We start from the raw sequence: 15,850 nt of genomic DNA, 5'->3' as shown, positions 1-15,850 counted from the left end.
TGACAGGTCTATAGATTGAAAAAAGGAGCTTCATTTTTCATGGCAAACGTGAACAAAACAAAAGGGGTCATTGGCATCCTGACCGGCGGCGGCGACGTGCCGGGCCTGAATCCGGCCATTCGCGCCGTAACCATCCGCGCCATCCGCGAAGGCTATACAGTGATTGGGCTGCGCCGCGGTTGGGCCGGTATCACGGAATTAATCCGTGATCCCAAAGCCGACAACAGCTACAACTACCAGGTATTGACCGAAGAAGTCGTCAACAAAGCCGGCCGCACCGGCGGCACATTTTTACACAGTTCGCGCACCCGCCCCAGCCACATGCGCAAAAACGACGTGCCCGAACATCTACGCGACACCTACAACGATGAAATCAACGACCTGACGCCGGAAATCATCAAAAATCTGGAGTATTTGGGCATTGAGTACCTGATCCCCATTGGCGGCGACGATACGCTGAGTTATGGCGTGCGCCTCTACCAGGAAGGGGTGAAGGTGGTGGCTATCCCCAAAACGATGGACAACGACGTGCCCGGAACCGATTACTGCATCGGTTTTAGCACCTGTGTCACCCGCACTATTCAGATGACCAACAGCCTGCGCACATCGGCTGGGTCGCATGAGCGCTTTTTGGTGCTGGAAGTGTTTGGCCGCTATGCTGGTTTCACGGCCATGCTGCCGACGATGGCCGGGGCCGCCAACCGCTGTGTCATCCCGGAATATCAGTTCGACGTGGATTTGTTGACCGGTTTGTTGGCCGAAGATCGGTATAAAAATCCCAGCCGTTATTCAGTGGTGCTGGTTTCCGAAGGGGCGACGTTTGCCGGGGGTGAAATGGTGTTCAAGGAAGCGGAAAAGGACGCTTATGGCCATGCTAAATTAGGCGGCATTGGCGACATGGTGTCGGCCAAACTGAAGGAATTGTCACCCAAGTACAACAATGGCAAAGCCATTAACGTCATTAACCAAAAATTGGGCTATCTGGTGCGCGGCGGCGACCCCGACGCCATTGATTCGATTGTGCCGATGGCTTATGGTAACCTGGCGTTGGACCTGATTTTAAATAATATCTACGGCCGTCTGGTAGTCCTGAAGAACGGCCGTTACGATAACGTGCCAATCACCGTGGTCACCAGCAAGAAAAAGTTCGTCAACGTCAAAGAGTTCTACAACACAGAGCGTTTACGGCCGCATTACAAGAGCTTTGAGATGAAGCCGTTGATGATCATGACCAGCGAAGGGTAAAGTTTGCCGTTTACCAGCAGAACAGACAACTATAGAAACGGGGCAAGCCAATAGGCCAAGGGGTCAATGGCTTGCCTTTTTTTATGAACGGCCGTTGAGCCACACATCCATTTTTGAAGGAGACACAGATGAAAATTGGCATTTTAACCGGCGGAGGCGACGTGCCCGGCCTGAATCCATGCATCAAAGCCGTCGTCAACCGCGCGGTGGACCAGGGGCACGAGATTGTGGGTGTGCGCCGTGGCTGGGGCGGGCTGCTAGATTTTAACCGGGACGACCCGGAGAGTTTTGAGAAAAACTTTATCAGACTAGACAACCAGGTCGTGCGGACGATTGACCGCACCGGCGGCACATTTTTACATACCAGTCGCACTCATCCGGGCAAGGTAAAGCCCAGCCGCGTGCCCGAATTTCTAAAAGACCCGGAGCATCTGGCGGCGGAAGCCGAAGACACGCGCCTGCGCGACTTTACGCCGCACGTTTTGGCGAATCTGGAATTTCTGGGTATAGATCGGCTGATTCCCATTGGCGGCGACGATACATTAAGCTACGGCGAACGGCTGCACAGCGAAGGCTTCCCGGTAATCGCCATCCCCAAGACGATGGACAATGACGTATATGGCACAGATTATTGCATTGGTTTTAGCACGGCCGTTACCCGCAGCGTCCTCTTCCTCAATCAACTGCGCACCAGCACCGGCTCCCACGAACGCATCGCCGTGGTGGAACTGTTCGGCCGTAACAGCGGCGAAACCAGCCTGATCAGCTCCTACCTGGCCGGGGTAGACCGGGCCATCATCTCCGAAGTGCCCTTCGACCCGGAAAAACTGGCCGAACTGGTGCTGCAAGACAAGCGCACCAACCCCAGCAATTACGCCATGGTCACGATCAGCGAAGGGGCGCACATGGTGGGCGGCAAAGTGGTGGAATACGGCGAAACCGACGCCTATGGCCATCGCAAATTGGGCGGTATCGGCGAAATTACCGGCGAAGCGCTCAATAAAATCACCGGCGAAAACATCATCAACCAGCGCGTGGGCTACCTGATGCGCTCCGGCGCGCCCGACGCCCTGGACCTGATGGTGGCCGCCAATTATGCCCACATGGCCATGGACCTGATTGAAGATGGGGTCAGCGGCCGGATGGTGGCGCTGCGCGACGGCACATACACCCACATCCCCATGAGTACCGTCGCCACCGGCGTCAAGCGCGTAGACGTGGACGAACTGTACGACAAAAAGGAATACCGCCCTAAAGTCCGCCAGGTGATGGGTAAGCCGATGTTCCTTTATTAGCGAGAGCGAGAGCGAGAGCGAGAGGAAGAATGAACTCTTCCTCTAGCTCTATACTCTAGCTCTAGCTATATACTCTCGCTCAGGGTTTGGGCCACCAGGTCGCCCATGGCTTGTGTGCCGATGGGGGTTTGTCCTGGGGCGGCGATGTCGGCGGTGCGGTGGCCGGCGGCCAGGATGTGGGAAACGGCCGTTTCCACCGCCGCCGCCTCTGTGTACAAGCCAAAACTCCAGCGCAGCATCATCGCCACGCTCAGAATCGTCGCCAACGGGTTGGCAATGCCCTTGCCGGCAATATCCGGCGCAGAGCCGTGAATCGGCTCATACAGGCCAATAGAACCCGGCTCGCCCAACGACGCCGAGGGCAGCATCCCCAACGAGCCGGTGATCATCGAAGCCTCGTCAGACAAAATATCGCCAAACATATTGCCCGTCACCACCACGTCAAAATCGGCCGGGCGATTGATGAGGTACATCGCCATGGCGTCCACCAGCACGTCTTCATAGGCGATGTCCGGGTATTCGGCGGCCACTTCGTGGGCCACTTCACGCCAGACGCGCATCGTCGCCAGCACATTGGCCTTATCCACCGACGTAACTTTGCCACGACGGCCGCGCGCCAGTTCAAACGCCACCTTCAGCACCCGCCGAATCTCCAATTCGTTGTAACGCATTGTATCGTGACCGCTGCGCCCTTCCGGGACCATCTCCCGGCCCGATGGCTGCCCAAAGTAAATACCGCCGGTCAGCTCGCGCACAAACATGATGTCCACGCCCCGCACGCGCTCTAGTTTCAGCGGGCTGGCGTCGGCCAGAGCATCGAACACCTTCACCGGGCGCAAATTGGCGAAGGCGTTCAGCACTTTGCGTAGTTGCAGCAGCCCTTGTTCCGGCCTGACGGCCGCTTTTGGATCGCTCCATTTGGGGCCGCCCACCGCGCCTAACAGCACGGCGTCGCTGTGCAGACAGGCGTTCAGGGTTTCCTCTGGCAGAGGATGGCCGGTTTCGTCAATGGCAATGCCCCCGGCAAGCTGCTGGTTAAAGGTGAAGGTATGGTTGTATTGAGCGGCGATGACCGCCAGCACTTTATGCGCCTCAGCCACAACTTCCGGGCCGATACCATCGCCGGGCAGTAGGGTAATTTTTGCTTGCATCATGTCTCCTCTGAAAATGGGAGCGCGGACGTCTCGTCCGCCCTGGCAGGCGAGACGCCTGCGCTCCCAGGGTTTTCATCCGTGGTGGTGGGTAACCCACTCATGAAATCTCCTCTGAAAATGGGAGCGCGGACGTCCCGTCCGCCCTGGCAGGCGAGACGCCTGCGCTCCCAGGGTTTTCATCCGTGGTGGTGGGAAACGGCCGTGTCAACACCCAATTCCCCGATTATACCAAATCAGACGATATGATAAGATGGTTGTGGTGAGTTAGACTACAAGATTGGGTGTAAGCAACTGATACATCTTCACCGTAACTGTTCGTAACAATATAGTTACCGGAAATGTGAGAAAATGAACGAGAGAAAGCTTTCGGTGCATCAAATTATACGAGTATTACTGCCACTTTTGCTCATAAGCCTGGTGTATGAATATGCCAGCAGCGCGCCCGACAAAGATGTGGCAACTATTGTGCTGCCCAACGACAACTGCCCCGATGGTTGGAGTCCGTCGGACGCCAAGCGGGTGAAAGTGTGGCCTAAATATGTGTATAACTCCACGTATGGTTGGTTTGATACGACCCACTTCGCCACCGGCAGCCCGCACCAACTGCTGGCCGATGTGCAAACGGCCGTTGCCCAGGGTGGCGGCGTCATCACCATTACTCAGGGACTACACGACAATTTTACCGGCTACACCGCTCAATACCACGTAGCTGGCAGCGTGGCGGAAAACGAGATCATCGGCGTGGCCCTGGGCATTTATGGCGATTGGAGTTGGCGGTTTGAAGACTGGCAGGGCAGTCTGCCGCGCAGCCTGGTTAATCCGATGACCCCTTTTGCCATTGAAGATTTGCCCAGCCAATACGTCGGCTTTTTCGCCGCCGTCCGCAACCTGACACACAAGCAGGTATTTGCCTGCTACCTGGGCGGCGTTAAAGCAGCCCAAGAAGAACCGCCACACCTGGTAATTGCCACAGACCCGACAGACCCCAATGCCCTGCCGGGCGTGCAGCGGTTGACCAATGAATCATTTGAGCCGCTGGTGGAAACGGAAGATGGCTGGCAGCACCGCCCCTGGCCGGCGGCCATGCGGTTAACGGCCGTGCCCGGCGGTCCGACTACCTGGCTGTTCCTGGCGCAAGAGACATGGTATTTTGCGGAGTAAAAGACGGAATACGGATTACCGAATACGGGTAGTAGTTACCTTATTTCTTCAAATCGGCCGATTGAATTGTGTGGATTTGCGCCAACGTTTCTGGTTGAATGGCAAACACGGCAAAGGGCGTGCCGGCCGCCGCCCAAACCACCGCAAACGACAACAAATCTTCATCCAAAAACGTCGGCAGCGGCGACACATGGCCAAAAGGGGGTACGCCGCCAATGGTAAAGCCGGTAGACGCCTTCACCATATCGGCGTCGGCGCGCTGCACTTGTTTGCGGCTGACGCCGGCCAGGGCGGCCAGTTTGCGCTCGTCCAATTGGTTGGCCCCGGAGACCAGACAGATGGTGGCACGGCCGTTCACCACAAAACAGAGGCTCTTGACAATCTGCGCCACCTGGCAGCCAATGGCGTCGGCCGCTTCCTGCGCCGAGCGCGTGGTCTGGGCAAACTCCACAATCTCAATATCCAGACCCAAGACCTGGGCCGCGTCTGCTACCTTTTGCGCCGAAGGATGCATGGGCAATTTTCAATGGTGAATGGGCAACAGCCAATAGTCAACGGTTAGCAATTGACCCTTGGCTGTTGACCATTGACAATTCATTCCAAGTCCTCTTCATCATAAGAAAACCGGTCGCGCCGCCGATGGGTCCATTCCTCAGCTTGCGTGTCTGGGTCTTCTTCAAAGGCGTATTCCAGCGAAATCTCCCATACGGCGTCGGCGTAGGCATCGCCATCCAGCGGCGATTCTGCGCCAGAATTGAACTCGACTTCTTGTTTGAGTACGTCGCGTTCTACCAGTTTGCGGGTGATTTGCTCCTGGAGCTGGGCTTTGATTTCTATCTGCCAATCACGGCCGTTTTCTTCCGCCTGCACCGCCTGCCGCATTAATCGGGCGCTCTTGTGCTTTTCCAGCCGCGCCATTTCCTCTTTGATTTCCGCCAGCCGCCGCTGACAGCGTTCCAATTCTCGCAGCAGCACCTCGGCCAGGTGTTGGTCGCTGTCCGCCAAATCCAGCCCGTGAACCGAGTCCGGTTCCAAGACCAGTTGGCGCAGCTTTTCTAGATCGCCGGCCGCATAAGCGGCGTTAATCGCCATCATCAACTGCGTGCGATACTCACGGTCCACTGCGTCAACCGCCAGGTCAGGATGAAAACGCCGCGCCAGTTGTCGGTACAACCGCTTCAGCTCCGCCCCTTCATCTTCATTCAATCGCACCGGCGCTTGTTCTGGCCCGGCCGCCCGGTAACGATACGCGCCAGACGCCTGCGGGCCGTGTCCGGTAGCCACGTATTCCACGTCATCCACCGACCAGCCGCCTTTGCTGCTCCTCCCGTCACCCCACTGATTATCCAGCCCGCGCAGTTGGTCGCGCAACTGGCGAATTTCCGATTCCAACTGCTCCAGACGAGATACGAGCTGGCTGGTGGCCGCCCGCAGCTTAAATTCAAAGGAGTTGATGGCCGCCAGGCGTTCGGCCAGCTCTGTTTCGGCGTCAATGAGTTCGGCGCTGGCAGCTTGCAGCAATTTTTGCAGCTCTGCTACCTTTTCGCGCCAGTTATCAGGGTTTTCGATGAGGGTACGGTCAAACGTAGACATGTGAATCAACTCTCTAACCGGTGGGTGGCTTAACTTCGCCCACAATACGCCGAACTTCAGCCGACGAAATATCAGATTGGTCTGATTTTGAATAGATCGTTATGAGGATGATACTGGAATTGGTTTGAAGATAGTATAAAAGACGATAACCGGCGCTTTTCCCTTTCTGCAAATCGCTGTTGCGGACGCGCACTTTGTAAATCGTATAACCGATATGAGGGACCTGTTCTCCGACAATATTCCCAGCCTGAAGCTGGTCTATGACCGTCTGCACATCGGAACGAATATGCCGATACTTCTTGGCTAAAGCACGAAGATTACGTTTGAATTCCGGGGTAAAACGGATTTCAAACTGGTCTTTTGTCTCATTGGGCATCAATGCCCGCCCACAAATCATCTAAGGGCATAGTTTCGCCAGCAAGCGCTTCTTGCCATCCCTGGCGAAAGCTCTCGTCTGCCGGGTTCAGAGACACACTCTGGCGGTAAGAGCGCACAATGTTGAGCAAAGTAGGTAAATACTCTTCTGGAGTCGCTTCGATTTCCTGAAGGAGTTTCTCTTTATAGACGATTGGATAATTGATCATTCCACTTTCTCCATAGTCTGTGTCTGACCCAATTGTACTCAATTTTTTCAAGATATGGTCATTCAGGATATGGTCTTATAAGTCCCTGGTACTTTCGAAAGTACCAGGGACTTATAAGACCATCTTTATTTATTGCAGCAGGGCGTATTCCATGCTGTCGGCCAGGGCCAGCCAGCTTGCTTCGATGATGTTGGCGCTGGCCCCGATGGTGCTCCAGCGGTTGTGGCCCAGTTGCGTATCAATGAGAACGCGGGTGGTCGCGGCTGTGGCATTGTCGCTGTCTATGATGCGCACTTTGTAATCTACCAATTTCACGTTGGCTAGCTTGGGATAAACGTCAATCAGCGCCGCCCGCAGCGCGCCGTCCAGGGCGTTGACGGGACCGTTGCCTTCAGCGGCCGTGTGCAAAATCTTAGGCCCGACGCGCACTTTGACGGTGGCTTCGGCCAACATGCCGCGTTTGCGCCGCTGCTGAACCACGACCATGAAATCAATCAGCTCAAAGGGTGGTACGTAGGCAGGATGGGTGCGGCGCAGCATCAACTCCACCGACGCTTCCGCGCCTTCGTAGGTGAAGCCTTTGTTTTCCAGCGTTTTGATCTGTTCCAGCACGGTGCGCAGGTCCAGACTTTCGGCATCCAGGCCAAATTGCAGCGCTTTATCCACGATGTTGCCCCGGCCGGAAAGCTCAGAAACGACGCTGCGCTGTTGGTTGCCCACCAGGGTCGGGTCTATGTGCTGATAGCTGAGCGGGTTTTTAAGCATGGCGGCCACATGGATGCCACCTTTGTGGGCAAAGGCGCTGGCCCCGACGAAGGGGTAATGGCTGTCGTGGGTCAGGTTGGCCACTTCGGCCACGTAGCGCGACAGTTCGGTGAGGTCGCGCAGTTTTTCTGGCGGCACGCAGTCGCGGCCCATTTTTAGCTGCAAATCGGGGATGACGATGCACAGATTGGCATTGGCGACACGCTCGCCATAACCGTTGATGGTTCCCTGTACCTGGTTGGCCCCGGCGCGCACGGCCGCAAGGGTGTTGGCGTTGCCCATGCCGCCGTCATCGTGGGTGTGAATGCCAACGGCCGTGTTGCCTAACTGCGCCTTCACGTCACGTACAATCTCTTCTACTTCCCAGGGCAAAGAGCCGCCGTTGGTATCACAAAGAACCACGGAATGGGCGCCGTTGATAGCGGCCGTTTTCACCGTCGCCACGGCATACTCGGCGTTGGTTTTGTAACCATCAAAAAAGTGTTCGGCGTCGTAGATGACTTCTTTGCCCTGCTGGCGGCAGTAGGCCACGCTCTCGCCGATCATCGCCAGGTTTTCTTCCATGGTTGTTTCCAGCACGTCGGTGACGTGCAGGTCCCAGCTTTTGCCCACCAGGGTGACGACCGGCGTATTGGCGTCTAGCAGCGCCTTGATGTTGGGGTCGGTGGCGACGTCGGCGTTTTTGCGGCGGGTGCTGCCAAAGGCGGCGATTTTGGCGTGTTTCAGTTCCAGGTTGGCGGCTTTGCGGAAAAATTCAACATCTTTGGGATTGGAGCCGGGCCAGCCGCCTTCGATGTAATCAATGCCAAATTCGTCCAGTTTGTGGGCGATTTTGATTTTGTCGTCCAGGGAATAGGATATGCCTTCGCGCTGCGTGCCATCGCGCAGGGTGGTGTCGTACAGGAATACTTTGCTCATCGTTTCTCCTCATAAAAAAGATTGAAGACTAAAAATTGGTGGGCTTCTTCAATCTTTAATCTTCAATCTTGAATCCGTTGCTTATCAAAGGATGGCTAACGGCTAAGGGCGTTGACGCGCGCCGGATGCGCCGCTTCATAGGCGGCGACGTGGTCGCTTTGCTTAAGCAGGTAGCCAAGTTGGTCCAGCCCTTCAAGCAGGCAGGTTTTGCTGAAGTTGTCTATGGGGAACGTGACGGAACGGCCGTCGCCCAGCATTAGCTTCTGGCTCGCCAGATCAATACTCACCTGGGTTCCCGGTTCCTCGGCCACCAGACTGAGAAGCTGCCGGTGCGTATCCTCATCCACAATGATGGGCAGCAAGCCATTCTTCAGCGAGTTATTGCGAAAAATATCGGCAAACGACGTGCTGATAATCGCCTGAAAGCCAGAATCCATCAGCGACCAGGGGGCGTGTTCGCGGCTGGAACCACAACCAAAGTTGTCGCCGGCCAGCAAAATGGCCGCGCCTTCCGCTTCTGGCCGGTTCAGCGGAAAATCCGCCTTCGGCGTACCATCCTCGTTGTAGCGCCAATGGTAAAACAGATTCTTGCCAAGCCCCTGTTTGCTGATGGTTTTTAGAAATTGCGCCGGAATGATCTGGTCGGTATCAATATTTTCTGTCGGAATCGCCACCATATGGCTGGTTAATGTGGTAAATGCTTGCATAGTATCCTTTCAAATAAGGCGGCATGGATACACGGATGGGACGGATTTTCACGGATAAAAATCCGTCCCATCCGTGTTATCCGTGTACCTATTGAATCACAATCACGCCATCCTCTTGTAACTGGGTTAAAAAATCGGCGGTGATCCAGCCGCCAAAGAGGGTGCATTGGCGGAATTTGTTGTGGGCGGCAAAGAGGCGGCGGTCTTCGCACTCCAGAAACAGGTGGACGATGTGCGAACGAATGCCCACGTGCTGCAACACAGAGGTTTTAAGTTGATAAGCATTGGCCTGATTGAGTGGAATGGTGACACGACTATGCAGCGGGGCAAATAAATCGTCGCCGGTTTCCTCTTTGTGGGCTTCATCGCGTACCAGCCCGGCCAGACCAATGCTGCTAAAGCGGGACAAATCCCCTTCCAGCGTCAGCCAGGTGTTTTCAACTGCCTGGTCAATGAGCTGGCGCAGCAGTTCGATGGACTGCCGCACTTCGATCACATGGGTCTGGCTGATGACCGCCGGCCGCTGGCGCGGCTGTCGGGCCGCTTGTTTATATAGTAAACGGCGTTTCAGTTGGTTTTGGAAACGATCACTGGTTTCGTATGGTTGCATGGTTTACTCTCCGTATAGCTTGCCGGTTAGCCATCATGGCGATTGCATACAGAATGAACAAAACAATTTGCGTGCTGGAAATGCCGATTATCTGCCAGTGGGACATGGTAAACCTCTCGATTCTTAGATTGGACCAATCTCAGAGATTGGTCCAATCTTGCCGTTAACAAGTTTGCGCAATGGTACGAACATCGGTGACAACGCCGGTGAGGGCGGAGGCGGCGGCGGTGAGTGGGCTGGCCAGAAACGTGCGCCCGCCTTTGCCCTGCCGCCCTTCAAAGTTGCGGTTGCTGGTGCTGATGGCGTATTGGCCGGGCTGCAACTGGTCGCCGTTCATGGCGATGCACATGCTGCAGCCGGCTTCGCGCCACTCGGCCCCGGCTTCTTTGAAGATGACGTCGAGCCCTTCGGCTTCGGCTTGCTTTTTCACCTGCTGTGAGCCGGGCACAACCATGACGCGCAGACCTTCTTTTACTTTGTGACCTTTCATGAGTTGGGCCGCCAGACGCAAATCGGAGATGCGCGAATTGGTGCAGCTGCCGATAAATACGACATCGAGGGGATGGCCGAGCAACGGCCGCCCCGCCTCCAACCCCATGTACTCCAACGCCTTGATCACCGTGTTGCGCTGGCTGATATCGCCAATGCTCATCGGGTCGGGGATGGTCTGGCTGATAGAAATGCCCAGGCCGGGATTCGTGCCATAGGTGATCATCGGCTCCAGGCTGCTGGCGTCTATGGTAATTTCTTTGTCGAAGGCTGCGCCGGCGTCGCTGGGCAGCGTGCGCCAATAGGCCACCGCTTCGTCCCAGGCCGCGCCCTGCGGCGCATGTTCCCGGCCGGCCAGATAGGCAAACGTGGTTTCGTCCGGGGCAATCAGGCCGGCGCGCGCGCCGCCTTCGATGCTCATGTTGCAGATGGTCATGCGCTGTTCCATCGTCAGGGCGCGAATGGCCGAGCCGCGATATTCAAAGACGTGGCCGGTGCCACCGCCTACGCCGATGCGGGCGATGAGCGCCAGGATAATGTCTTTAGAGGAAACGCCGGGCTTGAGCCGCCCTTCGACGTTGACGGCGTAGGTTTTGGGTTTGGTTTGCAGCAGGCATTGGGTCGCCAACACGTGTTCCACTTCGCTGGTTCCGATCCCGAAAGCCAGCGCGCCAAACGCGCCATGCGTGGCCGTGTGGCTGTCACCACAGACGATGGTCATGCCCGGCTGCGTCAGCCCCAATTCTGGGCCGATGACGTGGACGATGCCCCGATTTTCGCTGTGCATACCAAAGAGACGCAGGCCAAAATCGCGGCAGTTTTGTTCCATGGTGGCAATTTGCTTGGCGGCGATCTGGTCGTAGATGGGCACATCGAGCGGCGTGGTGGGGATGCTGTGATCCATGGTGGCGATTGTTTGCGACGGCCGTTTCACCGTCAACCCCCGCTCGCGCAATCCTTGAAACGCCTGGGGCGAGGTCACTTCATGCACCAGGTGCAAATCAATATACAACACAGCCGGGCTGCCCGGCTCATCCACCACAATATGATTGTCCCATATTTTGTCAATGATGGTTCTGGGTTGATCTGTCATAAAACTCCTGTTTTAGCTAGAGCAAGAGCAAGAGCTAGAGGGTCCTCTTCCTCTCGCTCTTGCTCTAGCTTCTGTTTGGTCTAACGCCGCCAAAAACGGCGAGTTCAAAAATTTTCAGGTAGCAATCTACGTGTTCATAGCCGATGGCGCGCAGCCATTGGCACTGGGTTTCCACCGGAGCCAGGATGTTGGCGACTTTATCCGGGCGGTAGTAGAACTCTTGGGCCATCTGATCGCGGCTTTTGCCCAGATTTTGCGTCTGGCTGTAACGATAGAGCGCGTCCACAAACAATTCGTCAAACTGCCGTTCCACCCACTTCGTGGCCGAGGCGACGTGTTCCACGTTAATAAAAATCCCACCCGGCCGCAGCAGCCCATAAATCTCCGCGTAAATCTCCCGCTTGCGCTCATCCGGCTGATGATGAATAGAGTAACCGGACACCACCACATCAAATTGACCATTGACCATTAACCGTTGACCATTGGCAATGATCTTCTCCGTCCAGCCCGGTTCGCCATAATCGGCCAGGATGACGGCCGTATCTCCCCCATCACCCAACCGTTGCCGCGCCACCGCCAACATCGGCTCGGAAAAATCCACAAACACGCCCTGAGCGCGCGGATATTCGTCCAGAATCGCCCGTCCCAGGATGCCATCGCCGCAGCCCAGGTCGAGGAAGCGGCCCACATCCGGGCAGGCGGCGCGGATCAGGCGCAGCATCACCTCGATTTGCTCGTTGGCGTGCGGGATGGCCCCACGCACGCCGGTGAGATAGGTTTGGACCAGGGTATTGGCTTGCCAGACACGGCCGTTATCTGCCACAGATCACTCCCGGAAAACAGTTGATAGTTGATAGTTGGCAGTTGATAGTTCACTGCTCATCCTACCGTCATTGAAACCTCGCTAGAATATTCCTCTCGCGCTGCCAACATCTTGTTCAGGGCGCTGATGTAAGCGCGGGCGCTGGACACCACGATGTCTGTGCTGGCTCCATGGCCGCTAAACGTGCGCACAAACGGCTGATTGGTCTGCGGGTTCAAGCTGTACGCCGTGCCGCCATTTTCCGGCTGGAGACGAATGGTCGTCTCGGCCACGGCGTCCAGACCTTCGGTCACGGCGTTGATGGTGAACTCGGTCAGCCGGTTAGAGACGCCAACGATGCGGTTAACCGCCTGATAGACCGCATCCACCGGGCCGGTTCCCAGAGCGGCGTCGCGGTATTCCACGCCATCCGGGCCGGTGAGGCTGACGGTGGCGGTGGGCATACTTAAATCACCGCACGACACCTGAATGTGGTTCAGCTTCCAGATTTCCGGCGGCTGGTAAATTTCGTCGGCGATGATGGCTTCAATGTCGGCGTCGGTGACAACTTTTTTCTTGTCGGCCAGCCGCTTAAACCGTTGGAAAGCGGCGTCCAATTCCTCTTTGTCCAGGTCGCCATACCCCAGGTCTTGCAAGCGCATACGGAAGGCATGACGGCCGGAATGTTTGCCCAACACCAATTTAGAAGCGTGCAGGCCCACCGTTTCCGGCCGCATGATTTCGTAGGTTTGCTGGTTTTTCAACATGCCATCCTGGTGGATGCCGGCTTCGTGGGCAAAGGCGTTGGCCCCGACGATGGCTTTGTTGGGCTGCACCACCATGCCGGTGTAGGCGCTGACCATGCGGCTGGTGCGAATGATCTGGGTGGTGTCTATGTTGGTTTGCAAGTTGAACGTTTGCGGCCGGGTGGCAATCGCCATAGCCACTTCTTCCAACGAGGTATTGCCAGCGCGTTCGCCGATGCCGTTGATGGTCACTTCGACCTGGCGCGCGCCGTTTTGCACGCCCGCCAGGGTGTTGGCCGTCGCCAGCCCCAGGTCGTCGTGGCAGTGGACCGACCAGACGACTTTGTCCGCGCCAGGCGTGTTGGCGATCAGGTATTTGATCAGCCAGCCAAATTCGTCCGGGGTGGTGTAGCCGACGGTGTCGGGGATATTCAGGGTAGTTGCGCCCGCCTTGATGGCTTCGCCGAGGACCTGGACCAAAAAGTCGGGGTCGGAACGGCCGGCGTCTTCGGGCGAAAATTCCACATCGCGGCACAGGCTGCGGGCGAAGGTAACGGCCGTAATCACCTGGTCCACGCACTCTTCACGGTCAATTTTGAGTTTGTGCTTTAAATGGATGTCGCTTGTCGCCAGGAAGGTGTGGATGCGGTGGCGCGGCGCGACCTTGACGGCGTCGTAGGCGCGTTGGATGTCTACCTGGCTGGCGCGAGCAAGACCGGCGATGACCATGGGTTGGCCGGATTTACGGCCGTCTACCAACGGTCCCACTTCCTCGGCAATCCGCCGCACGGCGTCGAAATCGCCGGGCGAAGCAATCGGAAAGCCCGCTTCGCACACGTCCACGCCCAGCCGCGAAAGCTGCCGGGCGATTTCTAATTTCTCATCCACGTTCAACGTCGCCCCCGGCGATTGCTCACCGTCGCGCAAGGTAGTATCAAAAAAGATTACGCTATCCTTGTTCACAACCCCATCTTCGTCCATTTTGTTCTCCTTAGGCGAGTAGCGAGTAGCGGGTAGCGAGTGTAGATACACACGCTACTCGCCACCCGCTACCCGCTAATTAATCTCTTTTGGGTTCAGCCACGGCATCATCGAGCGCAGTTGTTTACCCACCGTCTCAATTTGGGAGGTGCGGGCTTCTTCGCGGCGCTGGTTGAACCAGGGACGGCCGTTGGCATTCTCGTCAATCCAACCCTCGGCATAAGAGCCGGAACGAATGTCGGCCAGGATTTGCGCCATCGCCTCTTTGGTCTGGTCGGTGATGATTTTCGGCCCGGCGGTGTAATCGCCGTGTTCGGCCGTGTCGCTGATGGAATAGCGCATGTAGCTCATGCCACCCTGATACATCAGGTCCACGATCAATTTCAGCTCGTGCATACATTCAAAGTAGGCGATTTCCGGCTGGTAGCCGGCATTGACCAGGGTGTTAAACGCGGCATCCACCAGCGCCGTCACGCCGCCGCACAACACCGCCTGCTCGCCAAAGAGGTCGGTCTCGGTCTCTTCGGAGAAGGTCGTTTCGATGACCCCGGCGCGGGTGCAGCCGATGCCTTTGGCGTAGGCCAGGGCAAACGCTTTGGCCTGGCCGCTGGCATCTTGATGCACGGCCACCAGGCCGGGCGTACCGCCGCCTTCGGCAAAGACCTCGCGCACGCGGTGGCCGGGCGCTTTGGGGGCCACCATGCTCACGTCCACGTTCGCCGGGGGCACAATTTGCCCAAAACGAATGTTGAAGCCGTGGCTGAACATCAGGGTTTTACCGGCCGTCAGGTACGGCTCGATGTCCGATTTGTAGATGGCCGCCTGGCTGGTGTCCGGGGTCAAAATCATGATGGCGTCGGCCGCTTGCGTCGCCTCGGCGACGGTTTTGACGGTGAGTCCGGCCGCTTCCGCCTGCCGCCACGATTTGCTGCCTTCGTACAGGCCCACCACCACGTTCACGCCGGAATCTTTCAGGTTCAGCGCATGGGCGTGGCCCTGGCTGCCATAACCGATAATGGCGACGGTTTTGCCGTCTAACAGACTCAGGTCTGCGTCTTTGTCGTAAAAGATGTTTGCCAAGATGAATCTCCTTTTAGTTGGGAGTTGATAGTTGGGAGTTGATAGTTTTGGCTAACAACTATCAACTATCCACTATCAACTAACCATTTCCATTGGTGTAGCCGCGAACGGCCGTTTCCACATCCCGCTGTTTTTCACTTTTGCCACCGCGCACCATCGCCACCCGGCCGGTGCGCACCATTTCGTCAATGCCAAAATTACTCAGCAGCTTGATAAACGATTCCACCCGCTCCTCTGGGCCGACAATTTGTACAATCATCGAATCCAGGTCTACATCAATGATGCTTGCGCGATAAATATCCACGATCTGCATCACCTGCGACCGGTTGCCATTGCTCGCCTGCACCTTTAGCAGCGCCAGTTCACGCATCACCACCGGCTCATTGGTCACGTCCTGAATGTCCACGACGTTGATCAACTTATCCAACTGCGTCCGAATCTGGCTCATATCGCGGGGCGTTCCCCGCGCCACAAACGTCATGCGGCTGATGCCTGGCGTTTCACTATGCCCCACAGCCAGACTCTCAATGTTAAAGTTGCGGCGGCGGAACAACCCGGCCACCCGGTTCAAAACGCCCGGTTTATCTTCCATCCAGGCAATCATCGTGTGTTGTTTCGTCTGTATTT

The 15,850-nt window shown here is 56.6% G+C and carries 16 protein-coding genes; 3 read left to right on the top strand and 13 right to left on the bottom strand.

Translation table 11 applies throughout. The features are described 5' to 3' along the window. Positions 1-39 precede the first annotated feature (39 nt). Positions 40-1,245 carry a 6-phosphofructokinase gene (locus IPM39_14485; protein ID MBK8987262.1) on the top strand — a complete coding sequence of 402 codons (1,206 nt, stop codon included), beginning with the start codon at positions 40-42 and terminating at the stop codon, positions 1,243-1,245. A 128-nt stretch (positions 1,246-1,373) separates the two neighbouring features. Next, positions 1,374-2,540, top strand: coding sequence for a 6-phosphofructokinase (locus IPM39_14480; protein MBK8987261.1), 1,167 nt, complete (start codon positions 1,374-1,376; stop codon positions 2,538-2,540). A 65-nt stretch (positions 2,541-2,605) separates the two neighbouring features. Here the strand turns inward: IPM39_14480 and leuB are convergent, their stop codons facing one another. After that, the gene (leuB, locus tag IPM39_14475) at positions 2,606-3,691 is read right to left on the bottom strand and encodes a 3-isopropylmalate dehydrogenase (GenBank protein MBK8987260.1); all 1,086 of its coding nucleotides are present in this window, start codon (positions 3,689-3,691) and stop codon (positions 2,606-2,608) included. 351 nt (positions 3,692-4,042) lie between these two features. On the opposite strand from leuB, the gene IPM39_14470 reads away from it, so the two are divergent. Then, positions 4,043-4,855: a hypothetical protein gene (locus IPM39_14470; GenBank protein ID MBK8987259.1), complete on the top strand. Its 813-nt coding sequence runs from the start codon at positions 4,043-4,045 to the stop codon at positions 4,853-4,855. 40 nt (positions 4,856-4,895) lie between these two features. On the opposite strand, the gene IPM39_14465 is transcribed toward IPM39_14470, so the two are convergent. From IPM39_14465 to ilvN, 12 genes are all read right to left on the bottom strand, one after another. Next, positions 4,896-5,369, bottom strand: coding sequence for a YbaK/EbsC family protein (locus IPM39_14465; GenBank protein MBK8987258.1), 474 nt, complete (start codon positions 5,367-5,369; stop codon positions 4,896-4,898). Between the two features lie 80 nt (positions 5,370-5,449). After that, complete coding sequence (locus IPM39_14460; GenBank protein ID MBK8987257.1) at positions 5,450-6,448, bottom strand: hypothetical protein; 999 nt, start codon at positions 6,446-6,448, stop codon at positions 5,450-5,452. 13 nt (positions 6,449-6,461) lie between these two features. Then, positions 6,462-6,824 carry a type II toxin-antitoxin system RelE/ParE family toxin gene (locus IPM39_14455; GenBank protein MBK8987256.1) on the bottom strand — a complete coding sequence of 121 codons (363 nt, stop codon included), beginning with the start codon at positions 6,822-6,824 and terminating at the stop codon, positions 6,462-6,464. Then, positions 6,814-7,032 carry a hypothetical protein gene (locus IPM39_14450; GenBank protein ID MBK8987255.1) on the bottom strand — a complete coding sequence of 73 codons (219 nt, stop codon included), beginning with the start codon at positions 7,030-7,032 and terminating at the stop codon, positions 6,814-6,816. Before IPM39_14450 ends, IPM39_14455 begins: the two co-directional genes overlap by 11 nt. Positions 7,033-7,161: 129 nt before the next feature. Further along, entirely contained in the window at positions 7,162-8,715 is a 1,554-nt protein-coding gene (locus IPM39_14445) for a citramalate synthase (GenBank protein ID MBK8987254.1), read from the bottom strand. Positions 8,716-8,810: 95 nt separating this feature from the next. Continuing rightward, complete coding sequence (leuD, locus tag IPM39_14440) at positions 8,811-9,422, bottom strand: 3-isopropylmalate dehydratase small subunit (protein MBK8987253.1); 612 nt, start codon at positions 9,420-9,422, stop codon at positions 8,811-8,813. 88 nt (positions 9,423-9,510) lie between these two features. Then, the gene (locus IPM39_14435) at positions 9,511-10,032 is read right to left on the bottom strand and encodes a hypothetical protein (GenBank protein ID MBK8987252.1); all 522 of its coding nucleotides are present in this window, start codon (positions 10,030-10,032) and stop codon (positions 9,511-9,513) included. Between the two features lie 163 nt (positions 10,033-10,195). After that, a complete protein-coding gene (gene leuC, locus IPM39_14430; GenBank protein MBK8987251.1) occupies positions 10,196-11,614 on the bottom strand; it encodes a 3-isopropylmalate dehydratase large subunit in 1,419 nt (472 codons plus the stop codon). 64 nt (positions 11,615-11,678) lie between these two features. Further along, entirely contained in the window at positions 11,679-12,437 is a 759-nt protein-coding gene (locus IPM39_14425) for a methyltransferase domain-containing protein (GenBank protein ID MBK8987250.1), read from the bottom strand. Between the two features lie 56 nt (positions 12,438-12,493). Next, a complete protein-coding gene (locus IPM39_14420) occupies positions 12,494-14,143 on the bottom strand; it encodes a 2-isopropylmalate synthase (protein ID MBK8987249.1) in 1,650 nt (549 codons plus the stop codon). 75 nt (positions 14,144-14,218) lie between these two features. Then, a complete protein-coding gene (gene ilvC, locus IPM39_14415; GenBank protein ID MBK8987248.1) occupies positions 14,219-15,223 on the bottom strand; it encodes a ketol-acid reductoisomerase in 1,005 nt (334 codons plus the stop codon). 79 nt (positions 15,224-15,302) lie between these two features. Continuing rightward, entirely contained in the window at positions 15,303-15,848 is a 546-nt protein-coding gene (ilvN, locus tag IPM39_14410) for an acetolactate synthase small subunit (GenBank protein ID MBK8987247.1), read from the bottom strand. Positions 15,849-15,850: the final 2 nt, after the last annotated feature.

Origin of the sequence: Candidatus Leptovillus gracilis (assembly GCA_016716065.1) — a bacterium.
Classification (GTDB): Bacteria; Chloroflexota; Anaerolineae; order Promineifilales; family Promineifilaceae; genus Leptovillus; species Leptovillus gracilis.
The sequence above is the reverse complement of the archived record's forward strand: the minus strand, read 5'-3'. Positions and strand labels throughout refer to the sequence as shown.

Excerpts from the sequence above, each read along its gene's own strand:
- leuD (MBK8987253.1), bottom strand. The coding sequence starts at position 9,422 with ATGCAAGCATTTACCACATTAACCAGCCATATGGTGGCGATTCCGACA.
- leuC (MBK8987251.1), bottom strand. The coding sequence starts at position 11,614 with ATGACAGATCAACCCAGAACCATCATTGACAAAATATGGGACAATCAT.
- IPM39_14460 (MBK8987257.1), bottom strand. The coding sequence starts at position 6,448 with ATGTCTACGTTTGACCGTACCCTCATCGAAAACCCTGATAACTGGCGC.
- IPM39_14420 (MBK8987249.1), bottom strand. The coding sequence starts at position 14,143 with ATGGACGAAGATGGGGTTGTGAACAAGGATAGCGTAATCTTTTTTGAT.
- IPM39_14470 (MBK8987259.1), top strand. The coding sequence starts at position 4,043 with ATGAACGAGAGAAAGCTTTCGGTGCATCAAATTATACGAGTATTACTG.
- IPM39_14465 (MBK8987258.1), bottom strand. The coding sequence starts at position 5,369 with ATGCATCCTTCGGCGCAAAAGGTAGCAGACGCGGCCCAGGTCTTGGGT.
- IPM39_14455 (MBK8987256.1), bottom strand. The coding sequence starts at position 6,824 with ATGCCCAATGAGACAAAAGACCAGTTTGAAATCCGTTTTACCCCGGAA.
- IPM39_14450 (MBK8987255.1), bottom strand. The coding sequence starts at position 7,032 with ATGATCAATTATCCAATCGTCTATAAAGAGAAACTCCTTCAGGAAATC.
- IPM39_14480 (MBK8987261.1), top strand. The coding sequence starts at position 1,374 with ATGAAAATTGGCATTTTAACCGGCGGAGGCGACGTGCCCGGCCTGAAT.
- leuB (MBK8987260.1), bottom strand. The coding sequence starts at position 3,691 with ATGCAAGCAAAAATTACCCTACTGCCCGGCGATGGTATCGGCCCGGAA.
- IPM39_14445 (MBK8987254.1), bottom strand. The coding sequence starts at position 8,715 with ATGAGCAAAGTATTCCTGTACGACACCACCCTGCGCGATGGCACGCAG.
- IPM39_14435 (MBK8987252.1), bottom strand. The coding sequence starts at position 10,032 with ATGCAACCATACGAAACCAGTGATCGTTTCCAAAACCAACTGAAACGC.
- IPM39_14485 (MBK8987262.1), top strand. The coding sequence starts at position 40 with ATGGCAAACGTGAACAAAACAAAAGGGGTCATTGGCATCCTGACCGGC.